The following is a 21,365-nucleotide window of genomic DNA, read 5'->3' as shown; positions in this document are numbered from 1 at the left end:
GGTCAGCCGCGGCGTCCGCACACCGGCCAGGCGCCGATGCCCTGAGAATGCAGCACGTTCTCGGCGACGCGGATCTGCTCCTCGCGGCTCGCGCCGGACGGGGAACCGCTACCGCCGTTCGCGCGCCAGGTGCTGGGCGTGAACTGCAGGCCGCCCGCGTAGCCGTTGCCGGTGCTGATGCTCCAGTTACCGCCCGACTCGCACTGCGCGATGGCGTCCCAGTTGACGCTGTACGCCCTGACGGGCAGGGGCGGCGGGACGTCCGGGCCAGGAGGCGGCGGAACGTTCGGGTCGAAGCCCACGGGCGCCGGCGGGGCATCCGGAGCCGGAGGGGCATCCGGAGCCGGGGGCGGAGGCGCGTCCGGGGCCGGGGGCAGGGCTTCCGGGGCCGGAGGCGCGTCTGGCGCCGGGGCGTCCGGCGCGGGGGCGTCCGGGGCGGCAGCAGGAATGTTCGGGTCGAAGCTCACCGCTTCGTCTGCGTGGGCGGTGGCCGACGGGATGGTCACGAGCGTGCCCGTGACCGCGGCAAGCATGAGCGTCTTACGGACGTTCTGCAATATCTTTCCTTTCGCTGCGCGCGCGCCAAAGCAAGCCCACGCAGGTGGGCTGAAGGTGTTGGCTTGAATGCCTGCTTTGGAACGTGCCGTCTGGGTCAGGCACGACAGCGGCGGGCCAGGTATGCCCGGCGGGTTGTCACCCGCCGACCACGGTTGGGCTCTCGCCGTCCGTGGCGCCGCTCACACGCGGGTCCGTGGATTCAGTTTTGTTGATTACTTTTCCGTAACCCGTTGCGGGCTAACAGGGACCGTAGAGAACGCCGGCGCGTTCGTCATCTTCGGAAATCGCAGATCTCGTTTCGATAACGACGCGATCACGCGGTGATAGCAGGCCCATTCACGCAGGTCACGGTCGGATTTTCGGCGCGGGCGCGTCGGCCGGATCCGCAAACAAATGGTGAGCCTAATCACGCGTATTTTGTGAGCTGGCGCACGATTATTCGGGTCGATATTGCCGATTCGCCGCAGTGACAACGCATCTGCCGTCCCCGTCGGAAGGGGGCGTAGCGTACCGCATGCCGGCACCGCTTCTCACGTCGCCACGGGGGAAAGGCAAGAAAAAGTCCAGAGCCGCCGAATTGCGGTGTCTTACAGAGATATTCGTCCGTCACAGTCCCACCCAGCCGAGTCGGTCGGTCAGACCTCGTGGATTGCGCCTTCTGGCAATAACTTTCGCTAAATGTGTTCAGCGACAAAATTTTTCAGGAATGGAGGCGACGTTGCCGCAGGCCGGGATCGCCTGGGGCGGATGCACCCGGACGACGTCAAGACGGCCGCGGGCATTTCCGCGAGGAATCCTCAAATCGACACTGCCCCAACGGATCACGACGGCTTACAGACCGGCGCAGCGGACGGCGTCAGGCCTGCAGCTGCGCCAGAGCGCGCAGGTCACTCTCCGAGTTGACGTTGGCCAGGAAACGCGATTCCGGCAGCACGATCTGCTGGGCGTCGGAGGCGTCGATCAAGGCACGCATCGAGCGGGCACCGGCGGCGACCAGGCCGTCGATCCGCTCGGCCAGATCGGTGCGATACACCGCGGCGAGGTAGTGACTGCGGCCGTCCCACGGCAGCACGATTTCGGCGTTGGTCTCGGTGGCCAGCCCGATCAGGTCGTCGATCAAACTCGCTGACAGCAGCGGCATGTCGACGGCGCAGACGAAGGCGAAGCGTGCGCCCGTTTCCGCCGCGGCGCGCAGGCCGCCCCCGGTCGCCGGCAGTGGCCCCTGGCCGCGCACCTCGTCGCGAAGCACGCGCGCCGGCACCTCGGGCAGCGGTTGCCCCGGCGCGGCCATCACGAAGATCGGCTCGCAGCGCTGGGAGACCACCCCGACCACGTGCTCGAGCAGCGTGGCGGCCCCGCCGGGACCCGGCAGAGTCGCCTTGTCGCGGCCCATTCGCCGCGATTCGCCACCGGCCAGCACTATTCCAGCCAGGGACACTGTGGTGTCCGGCACCCGCTCGGCCACGTCAGTCGACGGTCCAGGTGTCGCGGCCCCGCAGCAGCGACTGCAGTGCCGCGGAGTCGAACGGCTTCGCCGACTGGGCCGCCTGAATCTGCGAGCGTGCCGCGTCGTCGTAGGTGGGCCGGTTGATGTTGCGGAAGATGCCCAGCACCGTGTGCTCGAGGTTCTGATCCGACAGCCGCGACAGGGCGAACGCGTAGGCCGAGTTGTCGCTGTGCGCGTCGTGCACCACGATCTCGTCGACGGAGACGTCGGCGGTCTTGGCCACCTCCAGGCCGAAGCCTGACTTCACCACGCAGTATTCGCCGTTGGCGCCGAACACAATTGGCTCGCCGTGACGGACGTTGATGACCCGCTCCTCGGCGCCTTCCTTGCGCAGCGCGTCGAAGGAGCCGTCGTTGAAGATCGGGCAGTCCTGCAGGATCTCGACGACGGCGGCGCCCCGGTGCCCGGCGGCGGCGCGCAGCACCTCGGTCAGGCCGTTGCGGTCGGAGTCCAGCGCGCGGCCCACGAAGGTCGCCTCGGCTCCCAGGGCCAGCGACACCGGGTTGAACGGGTGGTCCAGCGACCCCATCGGGGTCGACTTCGTGACCTTGCCGACCTCCGAGGTGGGCGAGTACTGCCCCTTGGTCAGCCCGTAGATCCGGTTGTTGAACAGCAGGATGGTGATGTTGACGTTGCGGCGCAGCGCGTGGATCAGGTGGTTACCGCCGATCGACAGGGCGTCGCCGTCGCCCGTGACCACCCACACCGACAGGTCCTCGCGGGCCAGCGCCAGGCCGGTGGCGATGGCGGGTGCACGGCCGTGGATCGAGTGGAATCCGTAGGTCTCGAGGTAGTAGGGGAAGCGGCTCGAGCAGCCGATGCCGCTGATGAACACGATGTTCTCGCGGCGCAACCCGAGGTCCGGCAGGAAGTTGCGGATGGTGTTGAGGATGACGTAGTCCCCGCAGCCCGGGCACCAACGCACCTCCTGGTCGCTGGTGAAGTCCTTGGACTTCTGGGGCTGGTCCTCGGCGGACAAGGTGGGGACCCCGTCGTTCTTGGTCAACTTCGGGGTCACACCGAGGTCTTTGCCCGCCAGATTGCCGATCAGGTCAGTCACGAGCGCCGCTCCTCCTCATCGCTTCGCTCTGCGTCGGCGCCGGCGCGAATCATGCGCCCGCCCCAACCGTTGCCGCCGCCATTCTGGCGACCATCGTCTTGTCGTTCTCGACTTCGGCCAACGTCCCGCCCAGCGCGGCGCGGATGACGCGGCCGATCTCGTCGGCCAGGAACGCGACACCCTGCACCTTGCTGACCGACTGCACGTCGACCAGGTACTTGCCGCGCAGCACCAACGCCAGTTGGCCCAGGTTCATTTCGGGCGCCACCACCTGCGGGTAGCGCCGCAGCACCTCGCCCAGGTTGGCCGGGAAGGGGTTGAGGTAGCGCAAGTGCGCGTGCGCCACCTTGATGCCCTTGCGCCGGGCGCGCCGGCAGGCCTCGCCGATCGGGCCGTAGGAGCTGCCCCATCCGATCAGCAGCAGCTCGGCGTCGCCGGTCGGATCGTCGACCTCGAGATCGGGAACGGAGATGCCGTCGATCTTGGCCTGCCGCAACCGGACCATGAGGTCGTGGTTGACCGGCTCGTAGGAGATGTTGCCCGAGCCGTTCGCCGCTTCCAGACCGCCGATGCGGTGCTCGAGCCCCGGCGTGCCGGGAACGGCGAACTGCCGGGCCAGCGTCTCCGGGTCACGGGCGTAGGGCTGGAACGGTTCGTCGGGCTTGGCGAAGGCGTGCGTAATGCGCGGCAGCGTGCTGACGTCCGGAATGCGCCAGGGCTCCGAGCCGTTGGCGATCGCGCCGTCGGACAACACGATCACCGGGGTGTGGTACGAGACCGCGATGCGCGCGGCCTCGAGCGCGGTTTCAAAGCAGTCCGACGGCGACCGGGGCGCGAGGATCGCCACCGGCGACTCGCCGTTGCGGCCGTACAGCGCCTGCAGCAGGTCGGCCTGTTCGGTCTTGGTGGGCAGCCCGGTCGAGGGCCCGCCGCGCTGCACGTCGACGACGAGCAACGGGAGTTCGGTCATCACGGCCAGCCCGAGCGCCTCGGACTTGAGCGAAATGCCCGGCCCCGACGTGGTGGTTACGCCCAGCGCGCCGCCGTAGGAGGCGCCGATCGCCGCGCAGATGCCGCCGATTTCGTCCTCCGCCTGAAACGTCAGCACGTTGAAGTTCTTGTGCTTGGACAGCTCGTGCAGGATGTCGGAGGCCGGCGTGATCGGGTAGCTGCCGAGCAGGACCGGGATGTCCGCGAGCTGGCCGGCCGCGACGATGCCGTACGCCAGTGCGGTGTTTCCCGAGATCTGGCGGTATTCGCCCGACGGCAGGGTCGCGCGGGACACCTCGTAGGTGGTGCCGAACGCCTCGGTCGTCTCGCCGTAGTTCCAGCCGGCCTTCAGCGCCAGCACGTTGGTCTCCGCGACCTCGGGCTTGCGGGCGAACTTCTCCCGGATGAACTTCTCGCTGGTTTCGATCGGCCGCCCGTACATCCACGACAGCAGGCCCAGCGCGAACATGTTCTTGGCGCGCTGGCCATCCTTCTTCGTCGCGCCGATGGCCTCGACCGCGCCGAGCGTCAGCGTCGTCATCGCGACGGAATGCACGACGTAATCGGACAACTCGTCGGTCTCGAGCGGGTTGGTGACGTAACCCACCTTGGTCAGGTTGCGCTTGGTGAACTCGTCGGAGTTCGCGATCACCATGCCGCCGCGGGGCAGGTCGCCGATATTGGCCTTGAGCGCAGCCGGATTCATCGCGACGAGCACGTCCGGCCGGTCGCCGGCGGTCAAGATGTCGTAGTCGGCGATCTGAATCTGGAAGGACGAGACGCCGGGCAGGGTGCCTGCGGGGGCGCGGATCTCGGCGGGATAGTTCGGCTGGGTCGCCAGGTCGTTGCCGAAAAGCGCTGCCTCGGAAGTGAACCGGTCGCCGGTGAGCTGCATGCCGTCTCCGGAGTCACCGGCGAAGCGAATGACGACCTGTTCGAGGCGCTGACGGGCAGATCCGTTCGGGGAAGCCCCGTTCTGTGAGTCTGATCCGGCTCCGCTGCCGTTCGGATCCACGTCTTTGCCCTCCATTTGTTCACCGGACAGACAGTTCGCGCAGCTTCAGGTTACGCGTCGGCGAAGGGAGTCTCCGGCCATCACGGTTTTATGTCACTGGCGGTACCAATTATGGCACTGATTTTCGATCGCCATGGCCGACTCCGCCGCGTCATCTCGGCCGCGTTCTCGGGCAAAAGGCGACGTCAGCGCCGTCTACTGACGAGTAGCCCAGCAAACTGTGGTGTTGGTCACGTCTTGCGCGTTACCCAACCGTCGTTCATACCGTGTCTGCTTCCGGATGCCGCGCCTCCGCCGCCGCTTTTGGCCGCCGCCGTTTCCGGCATCGCAACCAGATACAACACGAACCCGGCGCCCGCCAGAGCACCCAAGAACGCGAAGGCGACGTTGTAGCCGGCCGCGACCACGATCGAGCCCGCGACGAGGTTCGACACCGCCGCGCCGACGCCCGTCGCGGCCGTCACCGCGCCCAGGCTGACGTTGAAGCGACCGGTCCCGTGCGTCACGTCCTGCACGACGAGGGGAAACAGCGCGCCGAACACGCCGGCCCCGACGCCGTCCAGCATCTGCACGCTCACCAGCCAATAGGGATTGTCCGAGAGCGTGTAGAGAAAGCCACGGGCGCCCAGGACGGCGAACCCGGCCAAAAAGATCGGCTTGCGGCCCCAGGAATCGGCCTTGGCGGGGCGTGCTGGGGAGCTCCAGGAGCTAGTTAGGCGCTCTTGTCGCGACGCTCGGTGCGCGACGGCTTGCGCGGCACGATCGTCGGCAACACGTTGTCCTGCACGGTCTCCTTGGTCACCACGACCTTGGCGACGTCGTCGCGGCTCGGGATGTCGTACATCACCGGCAGCAGGACCTCTTCCATGATGGCGCGCAGGCCGCGCGCGCCGGTGCCGCGGTGGATCGCCTGATCCGCGATCGCCTCCAGGGCGTCGTCGGTGAACTCGAGCTCCACGCCGTCCATCTCGAAGAGCCGCAGGTACTGCTTGACCAACGCGTTCTTCGGCTCGGACAGGATCTTGACCAGCGATTCGCGGTCCAGGTTGGTGACCGAGGCGACCACCGGCAGCCGGCCGATGAACTCCGGGATCAGGCCGAACTTGATCAAGTCCTCGGGCATGACCTCGGCGAAGTGGTCGGTGGTGTCGATCTCGGCCTTCGAGCGGACCTCGGCGCCGAAGCCCAGGCCCCGCTTGCCGACGCGCTCGTAGATGATCTTCTCCAGGCCGGCGAACGCCCCCGCGACGATGAACAGCACGTTGGTGGTGTCGATCTGGATGAACTCTTGGTGCGGGTGCTTGCGGCCGCCCTGCGGGGGAACCGACGCCTGGGTGCCCTCCAGGATCTTCAGCAGGGCCTGCTGCACGCCCTCCCCGGAGACGTCGCGGGTGATCGACGGGTTCTCGCTCTTGCGGGCGATCTTGTCGACCTCGTCGATGTAGATGATGCCCGTCTCGGCGCGCTTCACGTCGTAGTCGGCGGCCTGGATGAGCTTGAGCAGGATGTTCTCGACGTCCTCACCGACGTAGCCGGCCTCGGTCAGGGCGGTCGCGTCGGCGATGGCGAACGGGACGTTGAGCATCTTGGCGAGCGTCTGGGCCAGGTAGGTCTTGCCGCAGCCGGTGGGACCGAGCATCAAGATGTTGGACTTGGTCAACTCGACCGGCTCGTGGCGCGAGTCCCGGCCCTTTTCCCCGGCCTGGATCCGCTTGTAGTGGTTGTAGACCGCGACCGCCAGCGTCCGCTTGGCGGTGTCCTGCCCGATGACGTAGCCCTCGAGGAACTCCCGGATCTCGATCGGTTTGGGGAGCTCATCGAGCTTCACGTCGTCGGCGTCGGCAAGCTCCTCTTCGATGATCTCGTTGCACAGATCGATGCACTCATCGCAGATGTACACACCGGGGCCAGCAATGAGTTTCTTGACCTGCTTCTGGCTCTTCCCGCAGAACGAGCACTTCAGCAGGTCCCCGCCGTCTCCGATGCGTGCCATGGTGCGTCAGTGCCTACTTCCTCTTCGCCGTTGGACTTCCCTGTCCCGCATGTATTCACCGACGCTACCCGCTTGATCGGGCCCGCCGCGACCATAAACGCCGAATCGCGCCCATGGTATTTGCGGGAGTTCATGCCGCTTCCGTATGGAGGAAAGATATAGCCAGACGGTGCCCGTCGCTCGCGAAAGACGCGCTTTGCGTGTCTTTGGCGTGTCGCGGTTGTAATGCGACCGAGTCCGGCGGCCGCCCGATCCCGCCTCCGACGGAGGTGCCGACCCGACCCCGAAACGATCACACGAGGCGTGCGTGAACCCCCAAGAAATCACCCTACAGTGGCCACGTGGGTTTGGCCGTGGGCTTGCGGTGGCCCAGCGGAACCGTGCTGCTCGATGGTGGCTTGGCCACCGAGCTGGAAGCGCGCGGCCATGACCTGTCCGACCGGTTGTGGTCGGCCAGGCTGCTCGCGGACGCCCCACGCGAGATCGTCGCCGTCCACGCCGCCTACTTTCGCGCGGGGGCCACGATCGCGACGACGGCCAGCTACCAGGCGTCGTTCGAGGGTTTCGCGGCGCGCGGACTGGATCGTCGGGAAACCGACCTGCTGTTGCGCCGCAGCGTCGAGCTCGCGAAGGCCGCGCGGGACGAGGCCGGCGCGGTGGGCCTGCTCGTCGCGGCCTCGGTCGGACCGTACGGCGCGGCGCTGGCCGACGGCTCGGAATACCGTGGACGCTACGGCCTGTCGGTCGGGGCCTTGGCGCGCTGGCATCGGCCCCGGCTGGAGACCCTGGCGGACGCCGGGGCCGACGTCCTCGCCTGCGAGACCGTTCCCGACGTCGACGAGGCGGAAGCGTTGGTCGACGTGGTGCGCTCGGTCGGGATGCCGGCGTGGCTGAGCTACACCATCGACGGGGCCCGGACCCGCGCCGGGCAACCGCTGACCGAGGCCTTCGCGGTGGCCGCGGGCGTCGACGAGATCGTGGCCGTCGGGGTCAACTGCTGCGCGCCCGACGACGTGTTGCCCGCGATCGCGAGCGCATCAAAGATCGGCAAGCCCGTCATCGTCTATCCGAACAGCGGCGAACGCTGGGACGGTCGCGCGTGGGTCGGCCCGCGCACGTTCGCGACGGAGCTTGCGGCGCAGTGGGTTTCGGCGGGCGCCCGCATTGTCGGCGGCTGCTGCCGGGTCGGCCCGGCGGACATCGCCGAGCTAGCCCCCTTGCGCCGAGCGTGCAATCAGGGCGAAAAATCAGCCGAAAACTCGCCGTGAGTGCACGCTCGGCGAAAAGGGGCTACGCGCTCTGGGCGGAAAGCTTCCGGTACTCCAGCACGGTGTCGATGATCCCGTAGTCCTTGGCCTCTTCGGCGGTCAGGATCTTGTCCCGGTCGGTGTCCTTGCGGACCGTCGCGGCGTCCTTGCCGGTGTGGCGGGCCAGCGTGGTCTCCATCAGGGTGCGCATCCGCTCGATCTCGGCGGCCTGGATTTCCAGGTCGGAGAACTGCCCCTGGATGACGCCCTGCAGCGAAGGCTGGTGGATCAGCACCCGGGCGTTGGGCAGCGCCATCCGCTTGCCCGGGGTCCCGGCGGCCAGCAGCACCGCGGCCGCCGAGGCGGCCTGCCCCAGGCACACCGTCTGGATGTCGGCGCGCACGTACTGCATGGTGTCGTAAATCGCCATCAGCGAGGTGAATCCGCCGCCGGGCGAGTTGATGTACATGGTGATGTCGCGGTCGGGGTCCAGCGACTCGAGCACCAGCAACTGCGCCATGATGTCGTTCGCCGACGCGTCGTCCACCTGGACGCCGAGAAAGATGATGCGTTCCTCGAACAGCTTGTTGTAGGGATTCGACTCCTTGACACCGAAGCTGGAGTGCTCGATGAACGACGGGAGGATGTAGCGCGCCTGGGGCTGGGTTTCGGGGTTCACTGGGCTTCTCCATTGGTGATGTGGGCGGCGCGGGTGATGATGTGGTCGACGAAGCCGTATTCCAGGGCTTCCTGCGCGGTGAACCAGCGGTCGCGGTCGGAATCCGCCTCGATGCGTTCGATCGACTGGCCGGTGAATTCGGCGTTCAGCCGGAACATTTCCTTCTTGATGACGTGGAACTGCTCGGCCTGAATGGCGATGTCCGCCGCGCTCCCGGTCACCCCGCCCAGCGGCTGGTGCATCAGGATGCGGGCGTGCGGCAGCGCGTACCGCTTGCCCTTGGTGCCCGCGGCCAACAGGAACTCGCCCATCGAGGCGGCCATGCCCATCGCGTAGGTGGCGATGTCGCACGGCGCCAGCACCATGGTGTCGTAGATCGCCATGCCGGCACTGATCGAGCCGCCGGGCGAGTTGATGTAGAGCGAGATGTCTTTGGTGGAGTCCTCGGCGGCGAGCAGCAGAATCTGCGCGCACAGCCGATTGGCGATTTCGTCGCTCACCTCCGAACCCAGGAAGATGATGCGCTCGGACAGCAAGCGCTCATAGACGGAGTCCGTGAGGTTGAGACCCTGCGAGTTTGAACGCATGTCAGTCACGACCGGGGTACCTGCTTTCTGTCAGATCTGTCTTCACCGACACTAACCAACCGGGCCCGCCGTTTCGCGGCCACGCGCCCCTGAAACGGGCGCGTTCGCTCACAGCGTCATCGCGCGGTCACTCCTCGGCGTCGGCCTTCGTGGATTCTTCGGCGTCACCGGAGACGTCATCGGCGGCCTCGTCCGCCCCCGCGCGCTTGCCGAAGAACTCGTCGGTGTCGACGGTGTTTCCGGCGGTGTCGGTGACCGTCGCCGCGCGGATCACCTCGGCGATGGCCAGCGCCCGGCGCACATCGGCGAACATGGCCGGCAGCTGGTTGTTCTCCTGAAGGTAGGCCACGAGCTGCTGGGGCTCGATGCCGTACTGGCGCGACGTGGCCACCAGCCGCTCGGTCAGGTCGTCCTGGCCGACCTGGACCTCGAGCTCGTCGGCGAGCGCGTCGAGCAGCAGCTGCCGTTTGACGTCGGTCTCGGCGGCGGTGCGCGTCTCGGTCTCGAACTCCTCGCGCGACTTCCCTTGCTGGGCGAGCACCTCGTCGAGCTTGGATTCGTCGTGGTCGAGGCTGTGCAGGGCGTTGTGCAGCGCGCTGTCCACCTGCGCCTTCACGATCGCTTCGGGCAGCGGGATGTCGACCTGCTCGAGCAGCGTGTCGATCGCGGCGTCGCGGATGGCTTCGGCCTGCTGCGCGCGCTTGGTCCGGCCGACCTGCTCGCGCAGGTTGGACCGCAGCTCCTCGATGGTGTCGAATTCGCTGGCCAATTGGGCGAACTCGTCGTCGGGCTCGGGCAGCTCGCGCTGTTTGACCGACTTGACCGTGACGGTCACCTGCGCGTCCTTGCCCGCGTGCTCGCCGGTGGCCAACTGCGCGGTGAACTCCTTGGATTCGTCGACGGACAACCCGACCAGCGCCTCGTCGAGGCCCGCGATGAGCCGGCCGGAGCCGACCTCGTGGGACAGCCCCTGCGCGGCGGCGCCCGGCACCTCTTCGCCGTCGATGGTGGCCGACAGGTCGATGGAGACGAAGTCGCCGTCGGCGACCGGCCGGTCCACCCCGGTCAGGGTGCCGAATCGAGCCCGCAGGGACTGCAGTTCGGCGTCGACGTCGTCGTCACTGACCTCGATCGGGTCCACCGAGATGGTCAGCGAACCCGGGTCGGGCAGGGTGAGCTTGGGCCGGATGTCGACCTCGGCGGTGAACGCCAGCTCCTCGCCGTACTCCTTCTTGGTGACCTCGATCTCGGGCTGGCCCAGCGGGTGCACCTCCGACTCGGCGACCGCCTGTCCGTACCGCGCGGGCAGCGCGTCGGTGACGACCTGGTCGAGCATCGCCTCGCGGCCGAAGCGGGCCTCCAGCAACTTCGCCGGCGCCTTGCCGGGCCGGAAGCCGGGCAAGCGCACCTGCCTGGCCAACTCCTTGTAGGCCCGCTGGAAGTCCGGCTCGAGTTCGGAGAACGGGACCTCCACATTGATGCGCACCCGGGTGGGGCTCAACTGCTCGACGGTGCTCTTCACGGGTGTGCTCCTCGGTGCTCGTTCCTGGTCGTCGGTGGGCCGCGCAGCGTGCGGCCGGTCGTGCTGGTCGGGGTGACAGGATTTGAACCTGCGGCCTTCCGCTCCCAAAGCGGATGCGCTACCAAGCTGCGCTACACCCCGCGCTGACCTCGATGATCCTAAGGCCCCGCAAAGCCAGGTCCGTCACAGGCTTGGGCGGCGACCTCGCGGACCTCACGGAGTGATCACAAAGCCGCGTCGATTAGATTTGATCTTCGTCGCCAGCTACAGTCACGCTCGACTAAATACATGCGGGCGTAGCTCAATGGTAGAGCCCTAGTCTTCCAAACTAGCTACGCGGGTTCGATTCCCGTCGCCCGCTCGGGGCTAACTATCTGCTCGATAGAGAGGCGCCATGAGCGACCTGACGACGGACCCGTCGATCCATGGCTCATGCGCGTCGGATTTCGTCGGGGTTCGCGACGCGTTCGAGCGCAATTTCACCCTGCGCGACGAGGTCGGTGCGGCCGTCGCGGTGTGGGTGGACGGGTCTCTCGTCGTCAACCTGTGGGGCGGCTGGGCCGACGCGGCCCGCACCCGGCCCTGGCAGCAGAACACCCTGACCACGGTGTTGTCCGGCACGAAGGGCCTGTCGGCCACCTGCGTGCACCAACTGGCCGACCGCGGCGAGCTGGACCTGCAGGCGCCGGTGGCCCACTACTGGCCCGAGTTCGCTCAGGCGGGCAAACAGGACATCACGCTGGCGATGGTGATGAGCCACCGCTCCGGCGTGATCGGGCCGCGCACCCGGATGCGCTGGGAGCAGGTCGCGGATTGGGACTACGTCTGCGAACAGCTGGCCGCCGCCGAGCCCTGGTGGGAGCCGGGCACCGCGCAGGGCTACCACATGACCACCTTCGGCTTCATCATGGGCGAGGTGTTCCGCCGGGTCACGGGCCGCACGATCGGTCAGTACCTGCGGACCGAGATCGCCGAACCGTTCGGCGCCGACGTCCACATCGGGCTGCCGCTGGCCGAACAGCACCGCTGCGCCGAGCGGATCAACAAGCCGCACGCCCGGGACCTGCTGGCCGACGCGAAGGCGCCGGGCTGGCCGACCAGCCTGGCCGAGCACCCCAAGGCGGGCCTGTCCGTCTCGATGGGATTCGCCCCCGACGACGAGCTCGGCTCACACGATCTGGGCCTGTGGCGCGAACTCGAGTTCCCCGGCACCAACGGTCAGGTGTCGGCGCTGGGGTTGGCGACCTTCTACAACGCGCTCGCCCAGGAGAAGGTGCTCAGCCGCGAGCACATGGACCTGGTGCGGGTCTGTCAGGGCGGGCTGGAAACCGACCTGGTGCTGGGGCCGCGGGTCGCCGACCACGGCTGGGGTCTCGGATACATGCTCAACCAACGCTGCGTCAACGGACCCAACCCGCGGATCTTCGGCCACGGCGGGCTGGGCGGCTCGTTCGGGTTCGTCGATCTCGAGCACCGCATCGGCTACGCCTATGTGGCGAATCACTTCGACCCCACCAAGGCCAACGCCGACCCCCGCAGCCTGGTCCTGTCGAACGCGGTCTACTCCGTGCTGGGTGTCATCTAGCGGCGCCGTTAATGGCCGCCGCCACCGCCGCCACCGCCGCCGTGTCCACCACCGCCGGGGCCACCCCCGCCGGGGCCACCGGGACCGCCGGGCCCACCCGGTCCGCCGGGCCCACCGGGACCGCCCAACCCACCGGGACCGCCGGGTCCGCCGGGGTTGAGGTACGGATTAGGCCCGGGTCCGCGCCAATTGTCGTGGCAATTCCCGGTGTCCCAGTTGTCGCCCCAGCCGGGGTCCCAGAAATCGCCGGGGCACCACTGCGGGAACGGAGCGGGATGCGCCTGCGCGTCGGTCGCGACGCCCAGCCCCGCCAAGCCCAGACCCGCGATGGCGGAAATCGTTGCTGCTGATCGAGCGAGAGTCTTCATGGAGACAACACATGCCCACCCCGATTGAATTCAAACCGGAGGCGGCGATGTTTCGCCATTATTTTTGGCAGGTCGGACACCAGAACACGTTGCGGCCCTCCAGCACGGTCGTGCGGATCGGGGCTTTGCACACGCGGCACGGTTCGCCGGAGCGCCGGTAGACGTAGGAGCGGGGGCGGTCGGGGCGATACGAGGGCGCGCCGTGGTCGTGTTCGGGCCGCACCACGATGATCTTGCCCCGGCGCAACCCGACCTTCATCAGTGCCACCAGATCAATCCAGGCCGCATCGAATTCGTCCTCGCCGACGTCGCGGCCGGGGCGGAAGGGGTCGATGCCGTGGCGGTACAGCAACTCGCTGCGGTACACGTTGCCCACGCCGGCCATGACGGTCTGATCCATCAACAGTGCCCCAATGGGCCTGCGCGACTTGGCAATTCGCTTCCACGCCCACGACGGATCGGCGTCGCCGCGCAGCGGATCGGGACCCAGCCGGGCCAACACGTCGCTGACCTGCCCTTCGTCGATCACCTCGCACACCGTCGGGCCGCGCAGGTCCGTGCCGTAGTCGGCGCCGATCATGCGCATCCGCACCTGCCCGACCGCCTCGGGAAACGACCCGTCGTCGGGACGTTCCCATTCGGTGAAGGCGCCGTACAGGCCGAGATGCACGTGCACGATGGGGCCACCGGCGTAGTGGTGAAACAGGTGTTTGCCCCACGCGCTGGTGCGTTGCAACACCCGGCCGTCGACCGCCGCGGCCGCGTCGGCGAAGCGGCCCTGCGGGCTGGACACTGACACCGGCGCGCCGGCGTAGCGGCGTTGGTGCAGCCGGGCCAGCCGGTGCAGGATATGCCCTTCGGGCACGCGCGGACCTTTCCAGCGTCAGCCCGCCGCGCCGGGTACCGGCGGGGCTTGGTGGGTGCGTTCGTATTCGGCGAGGATGTCGATACGCCGTTGGTGGCGTTCGGCTTTCGACCATGGCGTGGTCACGAAGGCGTCGACGATGGCGAGCGCCTCGGCCACCGTGTGCATGCGACCGCCGATGCCGATCAGTTGCGCGTTGTTGTGTTCGCGGGCCAGGCTTGCGGTTTCGACGCTCCAGGCCAGCGCGCACCGGGCGCCGGGCACCTTGTTGGCCGCGATCTGCTCGCCGTTGCCCGACCCGCCCAGCACGATGCCCAGGCTGTCCGGGTCGGCCACCGTGCGCGTCGCGGTCGCGATGCAGAAGGCCGGGTAATCGTCGTCGGCGTCGTAGGTGAAGGCGCCGCAATCGATCGGCTCGTGGCCGGACTTTGCGAGGTGCTCGATGATCTGCTGCTTGAGCTCGAATCCGGCGTGGTCAGAGCCGAGGTAGACGCGCATGCCCGCAATCCTTACACAGCCGCGCGACGGCCCGAGCGCGCTAGGCGAAGTCGGGCTTCTCGGTGCGGCTGCGCTTGAGCTCGAAGAAGTGCGGGTAGGACGCGAAGGCCACCGAGGCGTCCCACAGCTTGCCCGCTTCCTCACCGCGCGGAATCTTCGAGAGCACCGGACCGAAGAACGCCACATCGTTGACGTGGATGGTGGGCGTGCCGACATCATCGCCGACCGCGTCCATCCCGGCGTGGTGGCTCTTGCGCAGCGCCTCGTCGTAGGCGTCGCTGTCGGCGGCGTCGGCCAACTCGGCCGGCAGGCCCACCTCGGCCAGCGACTGCTTGATCACGTCGTCCAGTTCTTTGTTGTCCTCGTTGTGAATCCGGGTTCCCATCGCGGTGTACAGCGGCGCCAGCACCTCGGCGCCGTGGGCCTGTTCGGCCGCGATCGCCACCCGCACCGGGCCGAAGGCCTTCGCCAAGCGTTCGCGGTATTCGTCGGGCAGGCCCTCGCGGTTTTCGTTGAGCACCGCCAGGCTCATCACGTGGAAGTTCACCTCGATGTCGCGAACCTTTTCCACCTCGAGGATCCAGCGCGAGGTGATCCACGCCCACGGGCACAGCGGATCGAACCAGAAATCGGCCTTGTTCTTCGCGGGCGCGTTGTCGGGCATGTCCTGTCCTCTCGTCGGTTGAAAGTCTGATCTGCACAACCGTAGGCCTCTCGCTCCTGTTCCCGGTTCGCCCGACCCGTAAGTTGGACACGTGGCACTCCCCAACCTCACCCGCGAACAAGCCGTCGAGCGCGCTTCGCTGATCACCGTCGCCAGCTACCAGATCGACCTCGACCTCACCGACTCCCACGGCGGTCCCGGCGAACGGACCTTCCGCTCGGTGACCACGGTGGTGTTCGACGCCCTCGCCGGCGCCGACACGGTCATCGACATCGCCGCCGACACGGTGCGCGGCGCCACGCTCAACGGTCGCGACCTCGACGTCTCCGGATACGACGAATCCACCGGCATCGAGTTGCGTGGCCTGGCCGACCGCAACGTCGTCGTGGTCGACGCGGACTGCCGCTACTCCAACACCGGTGAGGGTCTGCACCGGTTCGTCGACCCGGTCGACAACGAGACCTACCTGTACTCCCAATTCGAAACCGCCGACGCCAAGCGCATGTTCGCCTGCTTCGACCAGCCCGACCTCAAGGCGACCTTCGACGTGCGGGTGACCGCGCCCCGGCACTGGAAGGTGATCTCCAACGGCGCGACGGTGTCGGTGACCGACGGCCTGCACACCTTCGCCACCACCCCGCGGATGAGCACCTACCTGGTCGCCCTGATCGCCGGCCCGTACGCCGAGTGGAAGGACGCCTACACCGACGAACACGGCGAAATTCCGCTGGGCATCTACTGCCGGGCGTCGCTGGCGCCCTACATGGATGCCGAGCGGCTCTTCACCCAGACCAAGCAGGGATTCGGCTTCTACCACAAGAACTTCGGCTTGCCCTACGCCTTCGGGAAATACGATCAGCTGTTCGTCCCCGAGTTCAACGCCGGCGCAATGGAAAACGCCGGCGCGGTGACCTTCCTGGAGGACTACGTCTTCCGCAGCAAGGTCACCAGGGCGTCCTACGAACGTCGCGCCGAGACCGTGCTGCATGAGATGGCCCACATGTGGTTCGGGGATCTGGTCACCATGGCGTGGTGGGACGACCTGTGGCTGAACGAGTCCTTCGCGACGTTCGCGTCGGTGCTATGCCAAAGCGAGGCAACCGAATTCACCGAGGCATGGACCACGTTCGCGACGGTCGAAAAGTCGTGGGCCTACCGTCAGGACCAGTTGCCCTCGACCCATCCGATCGCCGCCGACATTCCGGACCTGGCCGCGGTCGAGGTGAACTTCGACGGCATCACCTACGCCAAGGGCGCGTCGGTGCTCAAGCAGCTCGTCGCCTACGTCGGGCTCGAGCACTTCCTGGCCGGGCTGCGCGACTACTTCCGCACCCACGCGTTCGGCAACGCCACGTTCGACGATCTGGTCGCCGCGCTGGAGAAGGCGTCGGGGCGCGACCTGTCCGATTGGGGGCAGCAGTGGCTGAAGACGACCGGGCTCAACACGCTGCGGCCCGATTTCGACGTCGACGGTGACGGCAGGTTCACGCGGTTCGCGGTGACCCAGAGCGGAGCCGCCCCGGGCGCCGGCGAGACCCGGGTGCACCGGCTGGCCATCGGCGTCTACGACGATGACGGGTCGGGAAAGCTGGTGCGGGTGCGCCGCGAGGAGCTCGACGTCGAGGGCCCGGTGACGGAAGTGCCTGCGTTGGTTGGGGCTTCGCGGGGACAACTGGTTCTGGTCAATGACGACGACCTGACGTACTGCTCGTTGCGGCTGGACGCCGAGTCGCTGCGCACCGCCCTGGGTCGCATCGCCGACATCGCCGAGCCACTGCCCCGCTCGCTGGTCTGGTCGGCGGCCTGGGAGATGACGCGCGAGGCCGAGCTGCGGGCCCGCGATTTCGTGGCCCTGGTGGCGGGCGGCGTGCACGCCGAAACCGAGGTCGGGGTGGCGCAGCGGCTGCTGCTTCAGGCGCAGACGGCGCTGACGTCCTACGCCGAGCCCGGCTGGGCACGCGAGGAGGGCTGGCCGCAGTTCGCCGACCGGCTGCTGGAATTGGCGCGCGCAGCGCAGCCCGGATCGGATCACCAGCTCGCCTTCGTCAACACGCTGTGCTCGTCGGTCCTGTCGACTCGCCATGTGGTGACGCTGGCCGACCTGCTCGACCGCTCCCCCGAAGACCTGGGATTGCCGGGCCTCGAGATCGACACCGACCTGCGGTGGCGGATCGTCACCGCGCTGGCCACCGCCGGCGACATCGACGCCGACGGGCCCGCCACGCCGTTCATCGACGCCGAGGTTCAGCGGGATCCGACCGCCGCCGGCAAGCGGCACGGCGCCCAGGCCGCGACGGCGCGGCCCCAACTGCAGGTCAAGGAGGAGGCGTGGACGAGGGTGGTCGAGGACGACACCCTGGCCAACATCACCGCCCGCGCGATCATCGCGGGCATCGCCCCGCCGGCGCAGCATGAGCTGCTCAAACCGTTCACCGCGCGGTATTTCGAGGCGATCTCGGGGGTGTGGGCGCGCCGGTCCAGCGAAGTGGCGCAGACGGTGGTGATCGGCCTGTACCCGCACTGGGACATCAGCGAGGACGGCATCGCCGCAGCCGACGAGTTCCTGTCCGACCCCGAGGTGCCGGCGGCGCTGCGCCGCCTGGTGCTCGAGGGCCAGGCCGGGGTGAAGCGATCGTTGCGGGCGCGCCGTTTCGACGCCGAGTAGCTAAGCCGGCGAAATGCCGGCGCTCAGCACGCGGATCGCGCTGACCAGCCCGTCCACCAGGTCGCCGCGCTCGAATGCCGAGGAAGCGGCGGCCACACCCAGCGGTGCGGCCGATTCGGCGCCGCGGCCGCGGACAGCGGAACCGTAGACCACCTCGATGACCTTCTGGTCGGGCGAGACGGCCAGCAGCACCGCATTGTCCGGCGTCGGCACGTCGGCCAGGATCTCGCGGGCCCGCGCGGCGGTGTCGTTGCCCAGGTCGCCGAGGTAGATCGCGAAACGCGTCTTGGAGGACCGCGACCCGAATTTCAGCGCGTCGTCCACCGCGACGAGATCTTTGGTCGAGAACGGGAACTGCACCGAGAGTTCGCCGGGCTCGGTGACCCCGGAGATCCGTCCGCTGGCGGTGATCACCGAGCCGTAGGGCAGCTCGGCGGGTTCCCTCGTCGCTACCTCACCACGTGCCACTGGCGCCACCTCCGACTGAGAATTCCGACGTGCCGTGCCCCCCATGGCTGTGGCCGACCTCTTCGCCGATGGCGGCCCACAGGATCGGCGGATGCGTCCACTTCTCGCCCAGCTTGTAGGACGCCGGGTGCGGCCCCTTGCGGGACCAGATCAGCACCGACAGCGCGACCACCAGCAACACGGGTATACCGACGATGATCAGGTGGAGATGCATAGGACTCACGACGCAAACCGTATCCCACCAAGCGATCCACCGGCGCGACCGGACACCAGATTGTGGCTCAGGCCGCGCCTTCGCCGAGGTATCGGGCCCAGGCCGGGTCCAGCTCCTTGACCGTCGACAACAGCCGCCAGTGCTGGCCGGTCGGCGGCATCGGCGGCCGCCGCAGCGCCCAGCCGAGCTCGCTGAGCAGCTTGTCGCCCTTGCGATGGTTGCAGGTCGAGCAGCAGGCGACGCAGTTCTCCCAGGAATGGTCGCCGCCGCGGCTGCGGGGCACCACGTGGTCGACGGTGTCCGCCTTCGCCCCGCAGTAGGCGCAGCAGAACCGGTCGCGGTGCATCAGCGCGGCGCGGGTCATCGGAACGCGCGCCCGGTAGGGAACGCGGACATACGAGCGCAGCTGGATCACCGAGGGCACGACGATCGAGCGGGTCGCCGAGTGGATGACGGGCCCGGCCGGGTCGTGATGCACCACGTCGGCCTTGCCGCAGATCACCATGACGATCGCGCGCCGCATCGGCAGCGCGGTCAGCGGCTCGTAGGTGGAATTCAGCAGCAACACCCGCCGGCGACTCCAGATGGAAGCGCTCTCCGGGCGGGCCGGCGGATGGATCTCGACACTGTGCAGCGATGACACGGTTGTGGGCCCGGTTGACCCTGCCGCGGCCACCTGACTACTGCGGTGGCTGCGGCGTCTCTTGCCCTGCGCCATAGATCCTCCGCGAACAGTCCACCATGATTCGCCGCCAATCGCACCCCTATTGCAGGTGAAACGCCGTGTCCAACCGGTGAACAGCGAGAGCGGCGTCGGGCCGCCGCGGCTTGCCGTCGCGACGATGCCCCACAATGGACGGCGATGGATGAGGTAGGACAGTCCTTCTACGACGCCGTCGGCGGTGCCGAGACCTTCCACGCGATCGTGTCGCGGTTTTACGCTCAGGTGCCCGAGGACGAGATTTTGAGCGAGCTGTATCCCCTGGATGACCTCGAGGGCGCCGAGGAGCGCTTGCGGATGTTCCTCGAGCAGTATTGGGGCGGCCCGCGCACCTACTCGGACCGGCGCGGACACCCCCGGCTGCGGATGCGGCACGTCCCGTTCCGGATCACTCCCCTGGCGCGCGACGCGTGGCTGCGCTGCATGCACACGGCCGTGGCCTCCATCGATTCGGCGACACTCGACGACGAGCACCGCCGCGAGTTGCTCAGCTATCTGGAGATGGCCGCCGACTCGCTGGTGAACTCGTCGTTCTGATGCCCAGTTCTGATGCCCAGCGAACCGAACGGAGCAGCATGAGCCCGGCAGCGTGGTGGTCGAGCGCGGTGTTCTATCAGGTGTATCCGCGGTCGTTCGCCGACAGCGACGGCGACGGCGTCGGCGACCTGGACGGAGTGACGGCCCGCCTGGACCACCTCGAGCAGCTCGGCGTGGACGCGATCTGGCTCAACCCGGTCACGGTCTCCCCGATGGCCGACCACGGGTATGACGTCGCCGATCCGCGCGACATCGACCCGTTGTTCGGCGGGATGGCGGCCATCGAACGGTTGATCGCCGCGGCGCACCGCCGGGGCATGAAGATCACCATGGACGTGGTGCCCAACCACACCAGTTCGGCCCATCCGTGGTTCGCCGCGGCGCTGGCCGCCGGGCCGGGCACCGACGCGCGGGAGCGGTATTTCTTCCGCGACGGCCGCGGCGCCGACGGGGAGCTGCCGCCCAACAACTGGACCTCCGTCTTCGGCGGCCCCGCCTGGACCCGGGTGGTCGAACCCGACGGTCAACCCGGCCAGTGGTACCTGCACCTGTTCGACACCGAGCAGCCGGACCTGAATTGGGAGCACCCGGACGTCTTCGACGATTTCGAGAAGACGCTGCGCTTCTGGCTGGAACGCGGCGTGGACGGCTTCCGCATCGACGTGGCGCACGGCATGGCCAAGCCGGCCGGCCTGCCGGATGCGCCCGACGTCGAGTCCAAGGTGTTGCACCACACCGACGACGACCCGCGCTTCAACAACCCGAGCGTGCACGACATCCACCGCGACATCCGCAGGGTGATCGACGACTACCCGGGGGCGGTGACCGTCGGCGAGGTGTGGGTGACCGACAACGCCCGCTGGGCGGAGTACCTGCGGCCCGATGAGCTGCACCTCGGGTTCAACTTCCGGCTGGCGAGGATCGAATTCGACGGCGCCGAGATCCGCGACGCGATCCAGAACTCGCTCGCCGCCACCGCCCTGCAAGACGCCGTCCCGACCTGGACGCTGTCCAACCACGACGTCGGCCGGGAGGTCACCCGCTACGGCGGCGGCGACCTCGGCCTGCGCCGGGCCCGCGCGATGGCGATGGTGATGCTCGCCCTGCCGGGCGCGGTGTTCATCTACAACGGCGAGGAACTGGGGCTGCCCGACGTCGAGCTGCCCGACGAGGTGCTGCAGGACCCGACGTGGGAACGCTCGGGACACACCGAGCGCGGCCGCGACAAATGCCGGGTGCCCATCCCCTGGTCGGGCGATGAGCCCCCGTTCGGGTTCTCGTCCTGCGCCGAGACCTGGTTGCCGATGCCGAAGGAGTGGGCGGCGCTGACCGTTAACAAGCAGAGCGCCGATCCCGACTCGACGCTGTCGTTTTTCCGGCGCGCGCTCGAATTGCGCAAGCGTCGCGTCGAGTTCGACGGCGACGATGTCGAATGGCTGGACGCCTCCGGCGACGCGGTGATCTTCCGGCGTCCCGGCGGCCTGGTGTGCGCGCTCAACTGCGGCGCACAGCCGGTGCCCGTGCCGCCGGGGGAACTCGTCCTGGCCAGCGCGCCGCTGCTCGACGCGAAACTCCCCCCGGACTCCGCGGCCTGGCTGGCGTAGCCGGTTCGGGCCTCACGG

At 68.1% G+C, this 21,365-nt stretch carries 20 protein-coding genes, 2 tRNA genes and 1 pseudogene; 6 read left to right on the top strand and 17 right to left on the bottom strand.

What is annotated here, in order from left to right; translation table 11 throughout:
• Positions 1 to 2: 2 nt before the first annotated feature.
• The 6 genes and pseudogenes from P6281_RS07745 to clpX all read right to left on the bottom strand — a co-directional run bounded on the left by P6281_RS07745 (position 3) and on the right by clpX (position 7,123).
• A complete protein-coding gene (locus P6281_RS07745) occupies positions 3 to 557 on the bottom strand; it encodes a transglycosylase family protein (RefSeq protein WP_324738692.1) in 555 nt (184 codons plus the stop codon).
• An 857-nt stretch (positions 558 to 1,414) separates the two neighbouring features.
• Positions 1,415 to 2,023 (bottom strand): molybdenum cofactor guanylyltransferase, encoded by a 609-nt coding sequence (gene mobA, locus P6281_RS07740; RefSeq protein ID WP_009955455.1) that lies wholly within the window; start codon positions 2,021 to 2,023, stop codon positions 1,415 to 1,417.
• A gap of 1 nt (position 2,024) precedes the next feature.
• On the bottom strand, positions 2,025 to 3,125 hold the full coding sequence (locus P6281_RS07735; RefSeq protein WP_014379675.1) for a 2-oxoacid:ferredoxin oxidoreductase subunit beta: 1,101 nt from the start codon (positions 3,123 to 3,125) through the stop codon (positions 2,025 to 2,027).
• Positions 3,126 to 3,174: 49 nt separating this feature from the next.
• Positions 3,175 to 5,130 (bottom strand): 2-oxoacid:acceptor oxidoreductase subunit alpha, encoded by a 1,956-nt coding sequence (locus P6281_RS07730; RefSeq protein WP_085976484.1) that lies wholly within the window; start codon positions 5,128 to 5,130, stop codon positions 3,175 to 3,177.
• A 230-nt stretch (positions 5,131 to 5,360) separates the two neighbouring features.
• Positions 5,361 to 5,810 (bottom strand): annotated as a pseudogene (locus P6281_RS07725) (MFS transporter); the annotation flags it as partial.
• Positions 5,811 to 5,842: 32 nt separating this feature from the next.
• The gene (clpX, locus tag P6281_RS07720) at positions 5,843 to 7,123 is read right to left on the bottom strand and encodes an ATP-dependent Clp protease ATP-binding subunit ClpX (protein ID WP_008255183.1); all 1,281 of its coding nucleotides are present in this window, start codon (positions 7,121 to 7,123) and stop codon (positions 5,843 to 5,845) included.
• A gap of 359 nt (positions 7,124 to 7,482) precedes the next feature.
• Between clpX and mmuM the strand changes: the two genes are divergently transcribed.
• Positions 7,483 to 8,391, top strand: coding sequence for a homocysteine S-methyltransferase (gene mmuM, locus P6281_RS07715; RefSeq protein ID WP_162130209.1), 909 nt, complete (start codon positions 7,483 to 7,485; stop codon positions 8,389 to 8,391).
• 22 nt (positions 8,392 to 8,413) lie between these two features.
• Here mmuM and clpP2 read toward each other — a convergent pair whose 3' ends face one another.
• From clpP2 to P6281_RS07695, 4 genes are all read right to left on the bottom strand, one after another.
• The gene (gene clpP2 / locus P6281_RS07710) at positions 8,414 to 9,049 is read right to left on the bottom strand and encodes an ATP-dependent CLP protease proteolytic subunit ClpP2 (RefSeq protein ID WP_008255179.1); all 636 of its coding nucleotides are present in this window, start codon (positions 9,047 to 9,049) and stop codon (positions 8,414 to 8,416) included.
• Positions 9,046 to 9,636: an ATP-dependent CLP protease proteolytic subunit ClpP1 gene (gene clpP1 / locus P6281_RS07705; protein WP_008255177.1), complete on the bottom strand. Its 591-nt coding sequence runs from the start codon at positions 9,634 to 9,636 to the stop codon at positions 9,046 to 9,048. Before clpP1 ends, clpP2 begins: the two co-directional genes overlap by 4 nt.
• Positions 9,637 to 9,763: 127 nt before the next feature.
• Complete coding sequence (gene tig, locus P6281_RS07700; protein WP_014384165.1) at positions 9,764 to 11,158, bottom strand: trigger factor; 1,395 nt, start codon at positions 11,156 to 11,158, stop codon at positions 9,764 to 9,766.
• A gap of 64 nt (positions 11,159 to 11,222) precedes the next feature.
• Positions 11,223 to 11,299 (bottom strand) — tRNA-Pro (locus P6281_RS07695).
• A gap of 149 nt (positions 11,300 to 11,448) precedes the next feature.
• On the opposite strand from P6281_RS07695, the gene P6281_RS07690 reads away from it, so the two are divergent.
• A tRNA-Gly gene (locus P6281_RS07690) sits at positions 11,449 to 11,519 on the top strand.
• A gap of 33 nt (positions 11,520 to 11,552) precedes the next feature.
• Positions 11,553 to 12,743, top strand: coding sequence for a serine hydrolase domain-containing protein (locus P6281_RS07685; protein ID WP_009955465.1), 1,191 nt, complete (start codon positions 11,553 to 11,555; stop codon positions 12,741 to 12,743).
• A gap of 8 nt (positions 12,744 to 12,751) precedes the next feature.
• On the opposite strand, the gene P6281_RS07680 is transcribed toward P6281_RS07685, so the two are convergent.
• From P6281_RS07680 to P6281_RS07665, 4 genes are read right to left on the bottom strand one after another with little or no spacing between them, the layout of a single operon-like run.
• Positions 12,752 to 13,111, bottom strand: a complete 360-nt coding sequence (locus P6281_RS07680) for a hypothetical protein (RefSeq protein ID WP_074020979.1) — start codon at positions 13,109 to 13,111, stop codon at positions 12,752 to 12,754.
• 58 nt (positions 13,112 to 13,169) lie between these two features.
• Entirely contained in the window at positions 13,170 to 13,976 is an 807-nt protein-coding gene (locus P6281_RS07675) for an Fpg/Nei family DNA glycosylase (protein ID WP_324738691.1), read from the bottom strand.
• A gap of 18 nt (positions 13,977 to 13,994) precedes the next feature.
• Entirely contained in the window at positions 13,995 to 14,474 is a 480-nt protein-coding gene (locus P6281_RS07670; RefSeq protein ID WP_009955467.1) for a ribose-5-phosphate isomerase, read from the bottom strand.
• Positions 14,475 to 14,514: 40 nt separating this feature from the next.
• Positions 14,515 to 15,138 (bottom strand): mycothiol-dependent nitroreductase Rv2466c family protein, encoded by a 624-nt coding sequence (locus P6281_RS07665; protein WP_008255169.1) that lies wholly within the window; start codon positions 15,136 to 15,138, stop codon positions 14,515 to 14,517.
• Between the two features lie 91 nt (positions 15,139 to 15,229).
• Between P6281_RS07665 and pepN the strand changes: the two genes are divergently transcribed.
• Positions 15,230 to 17,803: an aminopeptidase N gene (gene pepN / locus P6281_RS07660; protein WP_014382173.1), complete on the top strand. Its 2,574-nt coding sequence runs from the start codon at positions 15,230 to 15,232 to the stop codon at positions 17,801 to 17,803.
• Here the strand turns inward: pepN and P6281_RS07655 are convergent, their stop codons facing one another.
• The 3 genes from P6281_RS07655 to P6281_RS07645 form a co-directional block, all read right to left on the bottom strand.
• Positions 17,804 to 18,271, bottom strand: coding sequence for a DUF5130 domain-containing protein (locus P6281_RS07655; protein ID WP_008255165.1), 468 nt, complete (start codon positions 18,269 to 18,271; stop codon positions 17,804 to 17,806).
• Positions 18,258 to 18,485 (bottom strand): aa3-type cytochrome oxidase subunit CtaJ, encoded by a 228-nt coding sequence (ctaJ, locus tag P6281_RS07650; protein WP_008255162.1) that lies wholly within the window; start codon positions 18,483 to 18,485, stop codon positions 18,258 to 18,260. The genes P6281_RS07655 and ctaJ overlap by 14 nt, the downstream gene beginning before the upstream one ends.
• Before the next feature lie 67 nt (positions 18,486 to 18,552).
• Positions 18,553 to 19,203 (bottom strand): HNH endonuclease, encoded by a 651-nt coding sequence (locus P6281_RS07645; protein ID WP_026071535.1) that lies wholly within the window; start codon positions 19,201 to 19,203, stop codon positions 18,553 to 18,555.
• Positions 19,204 to 19,347: 144 nt separating this feature from the next.
• Here P6281_RS07645 and P6281_RS07640 point away from each other — a divergent pair, with 144 nt between their 5' ends.
• Together P6281_RS07640 and P6281_RS07635 are read left to right on the top strand one after the other, a co-directional pair.
• Positions 19,348 to 19,743 carry a globin gene (locus P6281_RS07640; protein WP_008255158.1) on the top strand — a complete coding sequence of 132 codons (396 nt, stop codon included), beginning with the start codon at positions 19,348 to 19,350 and terminating at the stop codon, positions 19,741 to 19,743.
• A gap of 38 nt (positions 19,744 to 19,781) precedes the next feature.
• On the top strand, positions 19,782 to 21,347 hold the full coding sequence (locus P6281_RS07635) for a glycoside hydrolase family 13 protein (protein WP_014382172.1): 1,566 nt from the start codon (positions 19,782 to 19,784) through the stop codon (positions 21,345 to 21,347).
• Positions 21,348 to 21,365: the final 18 nt, after the last annotated feature.

The organism is Mycobacterium sp. 5-140-3-2, assembly GCF_035666375.1.
Taxonomy (GTDB): Bacteria; Actinomycetota; Actinomycetes; order Mycobacteriales; family Mycobacteriaceae; genus Mycobacterium; species Mycobacterium intracellulare.
The sequence above is the reverse complement of the archived record's forward strand: the minus strand, read 5'-3'. Positions and strand labels throughout refer to the sequence as shown.

What these genes read in the sequence shown, in the direction of transcription:
- P6281_RS07645 (WP_026071535.1), bottom strand. Translation starts at nt 19,203, where the DNA reads ATGGCGCAGGGCAAGAGACGCCGCAGCCACCGCAGTAGTCAGGTGGCC.
- clpP1 (WP_008255177.1), bottom strand. Translation starts at nt 9,636, where the DNA reads ATGCGTTCAAACTCGCAGGGTCTCAACCTCACGGACTCCGTCTATGAG.
- clpX (WP_008255183.1), bottom strand. Translation starts at nt 7,123, where the DNA reads ATGGCACGCATCGGAGACGGCGGGGACCTGCTGAAGTGCTCGTTCTGC.
- P6281_RS07680 (WP_074020979.1), bottom strand. Translation starts at nt 13,111, where the DNA reads ATGAAGACTCTCGCTCGATCAGCAGCAACGATTTCCGCCATCGCGGGT.
- P6281_RS07665 (WP_008255169.1), bottom strand. Translation starts at nt 15,138, where the DNA reads ATGCCCGACAACGCGCCCGCGAAGAACAAGGCCGATTTCTGGTTCGAT.
- P6281_RS07685 (WP_009955465.1), top strand. Translation starts at nt 11,553, where the DNA reads ATGAGCGACCTGACGACGGACCCGTCGATCCATGGCTCATGCGCGTCG.
- P6281_RS07670 (WP_009955467.1), bottom strand. Translation starts at nt 14,474, where the DNA reads ATGCGCGTCTACCTCGGCTCTGACCACGCCGGATTCGAGCTCAAGCAG.
- P6281_RS07640 (WP_008255158.1), top strand. Translation starts at nt 19,348, where the DNA reads ATGGATGAGGTAGGACAGTCCTTCTACGACGCCGTCGGCGGTGCCGAG.
- P6281_RS07635 (WP_014382172.1), top strand. Translation starts at nt 19,782, where the DNA reads ATGAGCCCGGCAGCGTGGTGGTCGAGCGCGGTGTTCTATCAGGTGTAT.
- ctaJ (WP_008255162.1), bottom strand. Translation starts at nt 18,485, where the DNA reads ATGCATCTCCACCTGATCATCGTCGGTATACCCGTGTTGCTGGTGGTC.